The 12747-nt window shown below is 61.2% G+C and carries 14 protein-coding genes; 3 read left to right on the top strand and 11 right to left on the bottom strand.

Going from position 1 to position 12747, the window contains the following annotated elements; all coding sequences use genetic code 11:
- Positions 1-17 precede the first annotated feature (17 nt).
- The 6 genes from ACWFSR_RS05760 to ACWFSR_RS05735 all read right to left on the bottom strand — a co-directional run bounded on the left by ACWFSR_RS05760 (position 18) and on the right by ACWFSR_RS05735 (position 4454).
- Positions 18-806 carry an SseB family protein gene (locus ACWFSR_RS05760; RefSeq protein WP_447523298.1) on the bottom strand — a complete coding sequence of 263 codons (789 nt, stop codon included), beginning with the start codon at positions 804-806 and terminating at the stop codon, positions 18-20.
- 60 nt (positions 807-866) lie between these two features.
- Entirely contained in the window at positions 867-1616 is a 750-nt protein-coding gene (gene priA, locus ACWFSR_RS05755) for a bifunctional 1-(5-phosphoribosyl)-5-((5-phosphoribosylamino)methylideneamino)imidazole-4-carboxamide isomerase/phosphoribosylanthranilate isomerase PriA (protein WP_197108662.1), read from the bottom strand.
- A 79-nt stretch (positions 1617-1695) separates the two neighbouring features.
- On the bottom strand, positions 1696-2328 hold the full coding sequence (gene hisH / locus ACWFSR_RS05750) for an imidazole glycerol phosphate synthase subunit HisH (protein ID WP_197108664.1): 633 nt from the start codon (positions 2326-2328) through the stop codon (positions 1696-1698).
- A 1-nt stretch (position 2329) separates the two neighbouring features.
- Complete coding sequence (hisB, locus tag ACWFSR_RS05745; RefSeq protein WP_197110599.1) at positions 2330-2935, bottom strand: imidazoleglycerol-phosphate dehydratase HisB; 606 nt, start codon at positions 2933-2935, stop codon at positions 2330-2332.
- On the bottom strand, positions 2932-4020 hold the full coding sequence (locus ACWFSR_RS05740) for a histidinol-phosphate transaminase (protein WP_197108668.1): 1089 nt from the start codon (positions 4018-4020) through the stop codon (positions 2932-2934). Before ACWFSR_RS05740 ends, hisB begins: the two co-directional genes overlap by 4 nt.
- Positions 4021-4091: 71 nt before the next feature.
- Positions 4092-4454 (bottom strand): LysM peptidoglycan-binding domain-containing protein, encoded by a 363-nt coding sequence (locus ACWFSR_RS05735; protein WP_197108678.1) that lies wholly within the window; start codon positions 4452-4454, stop codon positions 4092-4094.
- Between the two features lie 234 nt (positions 4455-4688).
- On the opposite strand from ACWFSR_RS05735, the gene lexA reads away from it, so the two are divergent.
- Complete coding sequence (gene lexA, locus ACWFSR_RS05730; RefSeq protein WP_197108680.1) at positions 4689-5381, top strand: transcriptional repressor LexA; 693 nt, start codon at positions 4689-4691, stop codon at positions 5379-5381.
- Positions 5382-5404: 23 nt separating this feature from the next.
- On the opposite strand, the gene ACWFSR_RS05725 is transcribed toward lexA, so the two are convergent.
- A complete protein-coding gene (locus tag ACWFSR_RS05725; RefSeq protein ID WP_447523297.1) occupies positions 5405-6004 on the bottom strand; it encodes a TetR/AcrR family transcriptional regulator in 600 nt (199 codons plus the stop codon).
- Positions 6005-6082: 78 nt separating this feature from the next.
- On the opposite strand from ACWFSR_RS05725, the gene ACWFSR_RS05720 reads away from it, so the two are divergent.
- Positions 6083-6877: an SDR family NAD(P)-dependent oxidoreductase gene (locus ACWFSR_RS05720; RefSeq protein WP_197108684.1), complete on the top strand. Its 795-nt coding sequence runs from the start codon at positions 6083-6085 to the stop codon at positions 6875-6877.
- 66 nt (positions 6878-6943) lie between these two features.
- Here the strand turns inward: ACWFSR_RS05720 and hflX are convergent, their stop codons facing one another.
- Positions 6944-8503: a GTPase HflX gene (gene hflX / locus ACWFSR_RS05715; RefSeq protein WP_197108693.1), complete on the bottom strand. Its 1560-nt coding sequence runs from the start codon at positions 8501-8503 to the stop codon at positions 6944-6946.
- Positions 8504-8544: 41 nt separating this feature from the next.
- Here hflX and ACWFSR_RS05710 point away from each other — a divergent pair, with 41 nt between their 5' ends.
- Positions 8545-9180, top strand: a complete 636-nt coding sequence (locus ACWFSR_RS05710; protein ID WP_447523296.1) for a class I SAM-dependent methyltransferase — start codon at positions 8545-8547, stop codon at positions 9178-9180.
- Between the two features lie 38 nt (positions 9181-9218).
- On the opposite strand, the gene dapF is transcribed toward ACWFSR_RS05710, so the two are convergent.
- Genes dapF through miaB form a run of 3 tightly spaced genes read right to left on the bottom strand, consistent with a single transcriptional unit; the run spans position 9219 to position 12709 of the window.
- A complete protein-coding gene (gene dapF / locus ACWFSR_RS05705) occupies positions 9219-10097 on the bottom strand; it encodes a diaminopimelate epimerase (RefSeq protein WP_197108697.1) in 879 nt (292 codons plus the stop codon).
- On the bottom strand, positions 10084-11154 hold the full coding sequence (miaA, locus tag ACWFSR_RS05700; protein ID WP_447523295.1) for a tRNA (adenosine(37)-N6)-dimethylallyltransferase MiaA: 1071 nt from the start codon (positions 11152-11154) through the stop codon (positions 10084-10086). Before miaA ends, dapF begins: the two co-directional genes overlap by 14 nt.
- A gap of 7 nt (positions 11155-11161) precedes the next feature.
- A complete protein-coding gene (miaB, locus tag ACWFSR_RS05695) occupies positions 11162-12709 on the bottom strand; it encodes a tRNA (N6-isopentenyl adenosine(37)-C2)-methylthiotransferase MiaB (protein WP_447523294.1) in 1548 nt (515 codons plus the stop codon).
- Between the last annotated feature and the right edge of the window lie 38 nt (positions 12710-12747).

The raw sequence follows: 12747 nt of genomic DNA, 5'->3' as shown, positions 1-12747 counted from the left end.
GCGCCCGCTAGTTACCGTCAGCTAGTGGGCAAGTCAGCGGCTGGTGCGCGAACGACCTGGACTGCGAGCGAATCGACCGACTGGGCGATGAGTTCAGAAGCACTCCAGCGTTCGCGCATCCTATCCATGACTGCATCTAGCGTTTCGCGGTCGAGCCCCTCGCGCATCGCAATCTGAACGACCAGCTCTGGGCCGTGCAGCCGAGCGCCGGGGTCACCGGCAAGAAGCTGGATATCAACGACGAACTCTTCACCCTGTGCGGATGCCGCGAACTCATCACGCACATCGGCACGCAAGAAGCTCGGCGTCCACGCAACAGACTGGGCGATCGCCCATACTGCCGGGCGCCGAAGGATGAACTCGCTGTCGCTCAGCGGATCGATGATCACGAGGTCAGTGTTTTCACTCGCGGCCGCCAGCGCAACACGAGTGCCTGCCGCCGGCACCGGCCGAGCATCCGGATTCCACGCCTTCATGGCGTCAACGGAACTGAAGACGGGCAAGACGGCGCGACCATCCGGACCAGTAACGGTGACGATGGAGAGCTCTTGGGTCTTGTCGACCGTGAGACCCTCGAGAGTGGTGCCGGTCTCCCCCGCTTTGGCAAGCAAGGGGATCAACAGTCGAGACACACGAACCTGATCTACGACCTCTGCCTCGGTGGCATCGCCAGCATGAAAGCGCGTGATGGTCGCCATCAAAGCCTCGGGCGCACTGCCGTCATCATCCGGCGACGAATTGGGCTCGAACGAACGGCCCTCCCACGGGACACCTGCAGAATCCGTTGAGTTCGTTTCAGCGCCCATGTCAGCTCCCGTGTCAGTGCCTAGGTCAGTACCGGTGTGAGTTACCGCGAGACGATCCGCTTAGTGCGACGAGACGTCGAGCGCTTCAGCGAGCGTGAATGCCTTGGCATAGAGAGCCTTGCCGACGATGGCGCCCTCGAGGCCCTGAGGAACAAGCTCGCGCAATTCGATGAGGTCATCCAAGCTGGAGACTCCCCCTGAGGCGATGACCGGGCGATGCGTGCGCTCCATTACCTGACGAAGCAATTCAATGTTGGGGCCCTGCAGCGTGCCGTCTTTCGTGACGTCAGTGACCACGTAGCGGCAGCATCCGGCAGATTCCAGGCGGTCGAGCACCGTCCAGATGTCGCCACCCTCTTGAGTCCAACCACGAGCAGCCAACGTCGTGCCACGAACGTCGAGGCCGACAGCAATTGCCTCTCCGTACTCGGCGATGACGTGAGCAGCCCACTCGGGGTTCTCCAACGCTGCGGTGCCCAGGTTGATGCGCTTTGCGCCAGTGGCAAGAGCTGCTTCCAGCGACTCGTCGTCGCGGATGCCGCCCGAAAGTTCGATATTGACGCGCTTGGGCGTCGACTTGATGACCTTCTTGATCATCGCGTGGTTGTTGCCACGACCGAAGGCAGCGTCGAGATCCACAAGGTGGATCCATTCGGCACCCTGATCGACCCAATCGTGAGCCGCAGCGCACGGGTCGCCGTAGCTCTTCTCAGTGCCTGCCTCGCCCTGTGTAAGGCGCACGGCCTTGCCGTCGGCTACATCCACTGCCGGAAGCAGGGTAAGACCGGGGGTTTTGTTGAACTCGCTCATAGATACGCTCTCTAAAGACCTGACCGCGGAACGCCGCGCACAAGCATCCGATACTAGTGCACGCAGAACACGCGCAAAATCAGAGGGTCTTCAACCAGTTGCCTAGCAGTCGGATTCCAGCTTCGCCCGACTTCTCCGGGTGAAATTGAGTGGCAGTCAAAGGTCCGTTTTCGACCGCGGCCAAGAAGCGCCCGCCGTGGTCTGCCCAGGTGAGCTTTGGCTGCGGAAAAGGCGGTTGAACGTCAAGCGTCCACTGCTGTGCGGCATAGGAGTGCACGAAATAGAAACGCTCATCCCGCACCGAATCGAACAGCGTCGTATCTTCGGGAGTTTCGACGGTATTCCACCCCATGTGAGGCAAAACCGGAGCGGGTAACTTTTCTACAACACCCGGCCACTCATTAAGGCCATCGGTCTGAATTCCGTGTTCGTCGCCCGAAGCGAAGAGCACCTGCATCCCGACACAGATGCCCATAACCGGCCGACTGCCCGTGAGGCGCTTCTCAATGATCGCGCCACCGCGCACGGACTCGAGCGCCGACATCACCGCTGCGAAAGCGCCAACGCCCGGCACGAGGAGCCCGTCGGCGGCTTCAGCGACAGAGCGATCCGCACTCAAGCGCACGTTCGCGCCAGCAGCCTCGAGAGCCTTCGCCGCCGAATGAATGTTGCCGGAACCGTAATCAAGGATGACAACCGAAGGAGCAACCACTCTAGAGCGCACCCTTCGTCGACGGAATGCCCGTTACCCGCGCATCCGGCTCCACCGCTGCACGCATAGCGCGAGCGAAGGCCTTGAACTCTGCCTCAGCAATGTGGTGCGGGTCGCGCCCGCCCAGAACTGTTACGTGCACGGTGATACCCGCGTTGTAGCTGATTGCCTCAAACACGTGACGCACCATAGAGCCCGTGAAGTGACCACCGATGAGGTGCATCTCAAAACCCGCAGGCTCTCCCGTGTGAACAAGGTAGGGACGACCGGAGACATCGACAACGGCGCGCACGAGTGCTTCATCGAGCGGGACGAGAGCGTCGCCGTAGCGCGAAATGCCAGCCTTGGTGCCAAGTGCTTGCTTGATAGCCATACCGAGCGCAATGCCGATGTCTTCAACCGTGTGGTGCACGTCAATGTGGGTGTCACCAGTGGCTTTGACGGTGAGGTCGATCAGCGAGTGCTTCGAGAACGCCGTAAGCATGTGGTCGTAAAAGGGCACGCTCGTGTCAATGGATGAGGTGCCAGTGCCGTCGAGATTGATCGAAAGCTCGATGCTCGACTCGCTGGTTTCACGCGTAATCGTCGCGGTGCGCTGTGAGGTCATTGTTCAACTCTACCGAGCGTCTGGAGGTCGGCCATCGCATCCAAGAATGCAGTGGTTTCCTCTTCGGTGCCGGCGGTGACTCGCAAGTGATGCGGAATGCCGACATCGCGGATCAGGATGTCCTGGATGAGGAGCTTATGGAACAGCTCCTGAGGGTCAGCAACATTGCCAAACAATACGAAGTTGGACTCACTGGGAACTGGGGTGAATCCCAATGCTTCAAGTCCAGCGCTCATACGGTCACGCTGCGCCTTGATCTCATCGACCATGGCGAGCATTTCCGGCGCGTGGGCCAGCGCTGCTACGGCTGCCGCCTGCGTGAGCGCCGACAGGTGGTACGGAAGTCGCACCAAACGCAGGGCATCCGCAATCGCGGGGTCAGCGGCGAGGTAACCGACTCGCGCGCCGGCGAAGGCGAATGCCTTGCTCATCGTGCGGGACACGAGAAGGCGCGGGCGGCCCTCAAGGAGCGACAGAGCCGATTCGCGATCAGAGAACTCGGCATACGCTTCGTCGACGAGCACGATGCCATCAGTAGCGTCGTAGGCGGCCACGATCGTGTCGTTGCTGACGGGGGTGCCGGTGGGGTTGTTAGGGGAACAGAGAAAAACAACATCGGGCGTGTGCTCAGCGATTGCAGCGACGACGCTCTCTGGCGTGATGTCATAGGCGGGATCGCGCGGTGCCGTGACCCATTCCGTGCCGGTGCCCGAAGCAATGATGGAGTGCATCGAATAGGTGGGCGGGAAGCCAAGCACGCGGCGACCTGGCCCGCCGAACGCCTGCAGCGTCTGCTGAAGTACTTCGTTGGAACCATTGGCCGCCCACATATTGTCGGCAGTAAGGCCGTGACCGAGGTAGGCCGCAAGTGATTCGCGGAGTTCAGTGAATTCGCGGTCGGGGTAGCGGTTGGCATTCATAACAGCGCCGGCGAGAGCCATGACAATGTCAGTGGCAACCGCCTCCGGAATCGGATGCGTGTTCTCGTTGACGTTCAGCTGGATGCGAACCGGATCGGTTGGTGCACCGTAGGGAGTGAGACCCCGGAGGTCATCACGAATGGGGAGATCTGATAGCGAAGTCACTTCACCAATGGTAGAGGAACAGGCTGTGGCCGGATGCCGTGGCCGTGGTGATGACGGCGGAGTTGGGAAGGCTAGTTGGAGAAGCTAGCGGGGATCGCGAGCTCTTGACCCGCGAAGATGTCTGCTGACGACATCTGATTCACTTCGATCAACTGGGCAACAACCTCGCGCGGGTCGTGACCCGGGGCGTGCTGCTCGGCGATGTTCCACAGGGACTGGCCCGCCGCGACATCGACATAGACGAAGGCGTTCTCGTTGGACTCGAGAGTCGCAGCAGCGCCGCCGCTGTTGAGCGAGATGAGAAGGGCCGCGATAACCAACGGCGTGGCCGCGAGAGTCATAAGGACGACGCGACCACGCGTGGTGAGGCGAAGACGCGGTGCGGACTGCCGTGCACGGACAGCCGCGTTAGGTGCAATCACAGCAGTAGACATCATTCGCTCCTCGTGGGGGTGGTATCGCATCCGGCTCTCGGCCGGGAGAACCGGATGCGAAGTTGTGTTCCGAACATACATTCGAATAGTTCGAATATCAAGTACATATTCGAAGAAGCCACTGACATTTACTCTCGACACTCGAACAAATGTTTGTTTTTGGCCCCTTCTGCGGATACAGTTTCGAATGAGCCACTGACATTGGAATCGTCGGTGGCAGAAACAGAGGACTCCGTGACTGACGCAACAGCACCCCGTGACGACGTTTCCGAGCGCGGAACACGGCGGCGCACCAGCCTGAGCGCTAAGCAGCAGGCGATCCTCGAGATGATTCAGCGAGCAGTCGCTACCCAGGGGTACCCGCCGAGCATGCGCGAGATCGGCGATGCCGTCGGTCTCTCCTCACTGTCGAGCGTTACCCACCAGCTCAACCAGCTGGAACTCAGTGGCTACGTGCGCCGCGACCCCAATCGCCCCCGCGCCATCGAAGTTCTTATTGACGTTCCCAACGCCGTCGACGAATCCAGCACGATCAGCCCGTCAATGGGCGACGCAGCAATGGTCCCGCTCGTCGGTCGCATCGCCGCCGGAATCCCCATCACCGCCGAGCAGCACGTTGAAGAAGTGTTCCCGCTCCCCCGTCAGCTCGTGGGCAAGGGCGAACTTTTCATGCTGAAGGTCGTGGGAGATTCCATGATCGATGCCGCTATCTGCGATGGCGACTGGGTGGTCGTGCGTCAACAGCAAACTGCCGAGAACGGCGATATTGTCGCCGCGATGCTTGACGAAGAAGCAACCGTGAAGGTCTTTCGTCAACGAGACGGCCACACGTGGCTACTGCCGCGTAACTCAAACTTCGAGCCGATCCTCGGCGACTACGCCCAAGTGCTTGGCAAGGTCGTCACCGTACTTCGCGCCATCAAGTAAGCGCCTTCCGGGTGAGGCCTGCCCTATGAGGTGGCGCCGACGTTGCCGACTAGGCTGTCGATGACCGCACGCACTTCGCCTTCGAGCGAAGTCGGCCACGGCGCTTCGACTTTATGCAGGCGAAGCGAAACGATGCCATGCAACGACGCCCAGAGGCGAAACGCTATGACGTTCGCAGTCGTGAGATCGGTGCCGGTCACATCCACAAGAAGGATGGCGGCGCTTTCAAGCAAACCCCAGTCTGCCTCGTGCGCTGAGTTGCCATGACGGTCGGCGCTTTCGAATAACAGTTGGTAGGCACCGGGATGCTCGATCCCCCACGTCGCGTAGGCGACCCCGAAGGCATAAGCCCGAGCGATCGGCGACGACGTGCCCTCTACAGCAGCACCAATGGCATGACCGAGCGCTTGCATCTGCGCCTGGATGACGGCGTCGATGAGGGCGTGTTGAGATTCAAAGTGAAGATAGACCGCAGCGGGCGAGACTGAGCACGCGCGTGCAACAGCGCGCAGCGAAGGCGGGGCGATGGACTGCGGGGTGAGAAGCATTTCGCTCGCGGCCGCGACAAGCTGATCTCGCAGCTGGTCTCCACTCCCGCGAGCGTTGCGTTGCCTGTCTCTCATAATTTCTCCGCTGGACATCGGGACTGTACACGTGTAAACATACATTACTGAACACCTGTACACCTAGAAAGGGCCGCCATGGCGATCTCCTACACCGGAACCACTGTCCTCGTCACCGGAGCAAGCTCGGGGCTTGGCGAAGAATTCGCCAGACAGCTCGCCGCCCGTGGCGCCGACCTCGTACTCGTTGCGCGTCGCATCGATCGACTAGAACAACTAGCAACCGAACTGCGTGCGAGCCACGGCGTGAACGTCACCCCGATCGAACGCGACCTGTCGACCCCGGATGCGGCATCCACTCTTGCCGCAGAACTCACCGAGCGCGGCATCCCGGTTCACAGCCTCGTGAACAACGCGGGGTTTGCGACCCGGAACAGGTTTGAGGATGAGGAACCCGCGCGAATTGATCAGGAAATCGCACTCAACGTTGGCGCCCTTGTAGCTCTGACCCGTCAGTTCTATCCTCAGTTGCGCAGCCACGACGCGGGAGTGCTTATCAACGTCGCTAGCACCGCTGGTTACCAGCCCGTGCCGTTCATGGCCGTCTACGGAGCAACCAAAGCGTTCGTCCTGAGCTTCACTGAGGCTCTCTGGTCTGAGGCGCAAGGCACCGGGCTCACAGTTCTCGCCCTTTCGCCCGGCGCTACCCGTACCGAGTTCTTTGACGTCGCTGGCGCCGGCGCTCAGGTCGGAAACTTCCGCACCTCCGTCGGCGTCGTTGCGCTGGCGCTTGCCACGGTAGACCGGCGCAACCCGCCGCCCAGCGTTATCGACGGCGGGATGAACCGTGCCACCACCATCATGACCAGGCTCGCCAGCCGCCGCCTTGTAGCCGCCATGACGAGACGTGTCACTGGTCGCGGCCTCAGCTAAGCGCGCAACCCAGAACTACGGCTGCGCGCTCGGCACGCTGCAGGCGAGAACGATTCTCGCTCCCGCCTAGGCCCGCTTCGAAACGAACTCTTCGATCTCTGGAACTCGCGCCGGGTGAACCAACGCGGTAACCAGCGTGCCCTCTTCGCGGTAATCGGTCGAGATCACTCGACCCTGCACGTGGAGACGCGAAATGACCTCGCCACGGTCATACGGCACGAGCAGAGTCACCTCGATCTCGGGAGAAGGCAGAAGTTCCGCGATGCGCGCATTGAGTTCGTCGATGCCCTCACCGGAGCGCGCCGAGACAAAGATGCCCGTCGGCTCCAGGCCACGAATCAGCAGACGCTGATCGTCATCCGCAAGATCGCTCTTGTTGAAAACAACGATCTCGGGAATGTCACGCGCACCGAGTTCGCCAATAACATCGCGCACCGTGGCGAGCTGAGCGCCAGGATCAGGATGCGACGCGTCGACAACGTGCACGATGACATCGGACTGACCGATCTCTTCGAGCGTCGAACGGAAAGCTTCCACCAGCTGATGCGGCAAGTTGCGCACGAAACCAACCGTGTCACTCAACGTGTACAGCCGACCATCGGCAGTTGCCGACTTGCGTACGGTGGCGTCGAGAGTCGCGAACAGCGCATTCTCGACGAGCACACCCGCGCGCGTCAGCCGGTTCAACAGGCTCGACTTGCCCGCGTTCGTATAGCCCGCGATTGCCACACTCGGAACCTCAAAGCGATCACGGTTTGCCCGCTTCGCTTCACGCGCCGGCGCAAAGCCCTTGATTTGCTTGCGCAGGCGTGCCATCCGCGTGTGGATACGGCGACGATCGAGCTCAATCTTGGTCTCACCGGGGCCACGGCTACCCATGCCGGCACCCGCACCACCGACCTGGCCACCAGCCTGGCGGGACATCGATTCACCCCAACCACGCAGACGGGGAAGCAAGTACTCCATTTGAGCGAGCTCCACCTGGGCCTTGCCCTCGCGGCTCGTCGCGTGCTGGCTGAAGATGTCAAGAATTACCGCAGTGCGGTCGATGACCTTGACACCCACAACGTCTTCAAGAGCGCGCCGCTGGCTGGGAGCAAGCTCGGTATCGGCGATCACGGTATCGGCGCCGGTCGCGGCCACCACGTCCTTCAGCTCACGCGCCTTGCCCTTGCCCAGGTACGTGCTCGGGTCGGGGTGGCTACGGCGCTGCAGGAGGCCGTCGAGCACGACGGCGCCCGCAGTCTCGGCTAGCGCAGAAAGCTCGCGAAGCGAGTTCTCGGCCTCGCGCAGGTTTCCCTGCCCGTAAATACCGATGAGTACTACGTTCTCGATGCGCAGCTGGCGGTATTCGACCTCGGTGACGTCATCAAGTTCGGTCGATAGACCTGCCACCCGCTTCAGGGCGTGGCGATCCTCGCGATCGAACTGGTCACCATCGCGATCGGACTCATAGTGAGCATCCGATTGCAGCGCCTGAGCGCCAGATTTGCCTGCTCCTTCGGAACCGAAGCGCGTCACTGCGGCATGGTCGGAGCTTTCTGCGGCCAGAACACGGTCGACGGAACGCTCGGCGTCGTCGCCGTTGGAGGCCTCGATACTGGTTTCTGTCGTGTTTCGCGTCATTGGGTTAACCCTACTTCTCTAGTTTTCGGTAAGTTCTGTGCATGGCTAACGAGCATTACTTCTCGTCATCACCCGAGAGTGATCTCAATTTGCGGACGATTCACGCGACCATTGCTGGTCTCGAACGCGAACTTGTCACGTCAAATGGGATCTTCAGTCCGGAACGGATCGACGCTGGAACCAAGGTTCTACTGGCGAACGTGCCCGCTCCTCCCCCGGGAGGAAACCTGCTTGACCTCGGTTGCGGCTGGGGACCGATGGCGCTCACCCTTGCCCTCGAGTCACCTCATGCAACGGTGTGGGCGGTGGACGTCAACGAGCGCGCACTGGATCTTGTACGCGCAAACGCCGAAAAATTGTCCATACCCAACATTAACGCGGTTTTGCCCGCAGATGTTCCCGAAGACATAACGTTTATGTCTATTTGGTCGAACCCGCCCATCCGCGTCGGCAAGAACGAGCTGCACAACATTCTCCAGACCTGGCTACCCCGTCTCGAAGAAGACGCCGACGCCTGGCTGGTAGTACAAAAGAACCTCGGATCGGATTCCCTCCACCGGTGGATGGAAGCAACCTTCCCCGACGACTTCAGTTTCACTCGCGCCGCAACGAACAAGGGCTACCGGCTACTGCGGGCGCGACACCACGCTGCCACGCTCGACGACGCTGACGCCTAGGCGGCAGCAAAGGGCCGTGAGCGGCCTTCAGGGGCTCGCTAAGCGAGTTCGAGGCTGCCGGTGTAAACGAGCTCGGCCGGACCGCTCAGCGACACGTGTTCGCCATCCTCGGTCGGGAACATGCGAACAACAACGGTTCCGCCGGGAACGGTGACCCGCCACTGGTGGGGAGCGCTCGCTCCGGCGTAATGACGAATAGCGAGAGCCGCGGCGACAGCACCCGTGCCACACGACAACGTTTCGCCACTGCCACGCTCATGCACGCGCATCCGGATCGAACCAACACCGTCTTTGACGAGTGGCTCGGCCGGCACCACGAATTCAACATTTGCGCCGTTTTCGGGCACAGGATCAATCACGGGAGTGTAGTTGAGGTCAGCCCCATCAAGCTCGGATTCTTCAGCGAGAGCCACAACCACGTGCGGGTTACCCACGTTGATGCCGAGCCCCGGACGGGCAACATCAAGCTCCTTGGCCCGCACAAGCGGTTCTCCGCCGTCAAGAGCCCAACGGCCCATATCGACCTGATAGCCGGCCATGTTGCGCTGAACATCGCGAACCCCGCTGCGCGTACCGATCGGCAAAGTGTCACCGGGCTCGAAATCAACAAAACCCTCATTAGCGAGGTACTCCGCGTAGACACGGATGCCGTTGCCACACATCTCGGAGATGCTGCCGTCGGCGTTGCGGTAGTCCATGAACCACTCGGCGTCGGCATCTTCGGCAAGAGCCGCAGCGCCCGCGTCGAGATTGCGGGACCGGACGGCGCGGATGATTCCATCGGCGCCCACACCAAAGTGACGATCGCAAATGGCCGCAACCTGCTTCGGGGTGAGATCAATCTCACCGTCCGGATCAGAAAACAGCACGAAGTCGTTGCCAGTTCCCTGACCTTTAGTGAAGTTAAGCGTTGCCATGCGTTCCATTCTCCCCCATCACGATCGACAGAGCGCGCTCTGCCCGCTCGGGATCGTCATACTGCAGCCAATGACAGTGGTCGTAGCGCTTGAACCAGCCCACCTGACGACGCGCATAGCGGCGCGTGAGGGCGGCCGTCTGCTCGATCGCGTCCGCCTCAGTGAGCGTGCCATCCAGCTGCTCGATCGCCTGGGCATACCCGATAGCGCGAGCGGCGGTGACGCCCAGCCCGCGCGGACGAAGCTCACGAACTTCATCGAGCAACCCGGAATCCCACATCTGCTGCACCCGGGCGTTGAGCCTCGGAACAAGTTCATCTCGCGGCGCGGCGACACCAATGATATGCGCGGGAGTCCATAACTTCTTTTCTTCGGGAAGCCCCGCCCCGAAAGGCTCACCCGTGATCTCAATCACCTCGAGCGCACGCACGATGCGTCGCCCGTTGCTCGCGCCAATCGAGTGCGCGGCCGCAGCATCACGCTGTTGAAGGCGCTGGAAAAGTAGCCCAACACCCAGCTCATCGAGTTCGGCTTCAAGACGCGCCCGAACCTCCGGGTCTCGGGCGGGAAATTGGAAGTCGTGGATCACGCTCGAAACGTAGAGTCCAGAGCCGCCAACCATGATCGGCACGCGCCCGGCGCTCTGGATTTGCCCGATGATTCGCCGCGCATCCGTTTGGTACTGAGCAACGCTGGCATCGTCGGTGGGGTCAAGCACATCGAGCAGGTGGTGTGGGATGCCTCGGCGCTGGTCGAGTGGCAGCTTCGCTGTGCCGATATCCATGCCCCGATACAGCTGCATGGCGTCGGCGTTGATGATCTCGGATGAGATGCCCTGACGCGCAAGACCGTCCGCGACGTTCAAGGAGAGTTCAGACTTACCGGTACCCGTCGCGCCGACGACCACGACGAGCGGGAACGCCACGGCGCTGTCGCTGTCGCTGTCGCTGTCAAGTGTCGGGTCGAGCGCGGAGCCGGGGTGGTCAGAGCGGGCAGAGAGTTCCAACGACGTGGTCAGTTCAGACTGCTCGCGCTTGGCATGCGGTGCTTGTGCCATTTCTTGCTTAGCGAAGGGAATCGCTGGGGTCGTAGATCGGTGTCGTGGCGACACGGATCGTGGGCAGACCGAGCGATACACGCGGACTCGCGTCTGCTGCGCCGGTGCCTGTGCTTGTGCTTGTGGGGACTCCACACGACGCTGCCTCGGCACGGTCCCAGGCATCTCCCGCACGAGTACGACGAATGTTGAGCACTCCCCCGGGTTCGGTGTCGGCAACGAGGTGGAACGCCGCAGCTTCGGTGATCGTGAGTGTCACGACGTCACCGGGGCGCGGCGTAGCGCTGCCCTCCGGAATGTTGAAGTGCACGAGTCGAGAGTCTTCAGCGCGGCCAGAGAGTCGCGCAGTTTCTGACTGCTTGCGGCCTTCCATCGCGGTCGCCATCACCTCGACGGTGCGGCCGATCTGCTTGTCATTTTCTTCGCGAGAGATCCTGTCCTGAAGGGCAGCGAGGCGCTCAAAGCGCTCTTGCACAACCTCTTTAGGAATCTGGTCTTCCATGGTGGCCGCGGGAGTTCCGGGACGAATGGAGTATTGGAAGGTGTACGCCGAGGCGAAACGTGATTCTTCAACCACACGCAGGGTGTCTTGGAAGTCTTCCTCGGTCTCACCGGGGAATCCCACAATGATGTCGGTCGTGATCGCGGCGTGAGGCATTTGCGCCCGCACTCGCTCAAGGATGCCGAGGAACTTGGTCGAACGGTAACTGCGGCGCATCGCTTTGAGGATGCGGTCGGAGCCTGATTGGAGCGGCATGTGAAGCTGCGGCATCACATTCGGAGTTTCCGCCATCGCGTCGATAACATCGTCGGTGAATGCTGCGGGGTGCGGGCTGGTGAACCTGACGCGTTCAAGGCCTTCGATGGAGCCCGTGGCGCGCAGCAGTTTGCTGAACGCTTGGCGGTCGCCAAACTCGACACCGTAGGAGTTCACGTTTTGGCCGAGGAGCGTGATTTCGGTAGCGCCGTCATCGACCACCGCTTGCACTTCGGCGAGAATTTCGCCTGGGCGACGGTCTTTCTCTTTGCCGCGGAGCGTGGGAACGATGCAGAATGTGCAGGTGTTGTTGCAGCCGACAGAGATCGACACCCACGCGCTGTGGGTTGATTCACGTCGGGTGGGCAAAGTCGAGGGAAAAACGTCGAGCGATTCGAGGATCTCGAGTTGGGCTTCTTCGTTATGGCGGGCCCGTTCGAGCAGTGTGGGCAGTGAGCCCATGTTGTGGGTGCCGAAGACGACGTCAACCCACGGAGCTTTCTCGAGGATGACGCCCTGATCCTTTTGAGCAAGACAGCCGCCGACAGCAATTTGCATGCCCTCGTGCTCTTTCTTAACGCTCGCCAACATGCCGAGGTTGCCGTACAGCTTGTTGTCGGCATTCTCGCGAACGGCACACGTGTTGATGACAACGACGTCCGCTTGGCTTTCAGTCGCTCGCACGTAGCCAGCGGCTTCGAGCGAGCCGCTCAGTCGTTCTGAATCGTGCACGTTCATCTGGCACCCGTAGGTGCGCACTTCGTAGCTGCGCGGGGTCGCCAGTTTTTCGTCAATCATGTGTTCCACCTTAAGCCTCAGCGTTGAGGAGGGTTGAC

Source organism: Salinibacterium sp. NYA9b (genome assembly GCF_976973725.1).
This window is presented reverse-complemented; position numbering and strand designations above follow the sequence as displayed.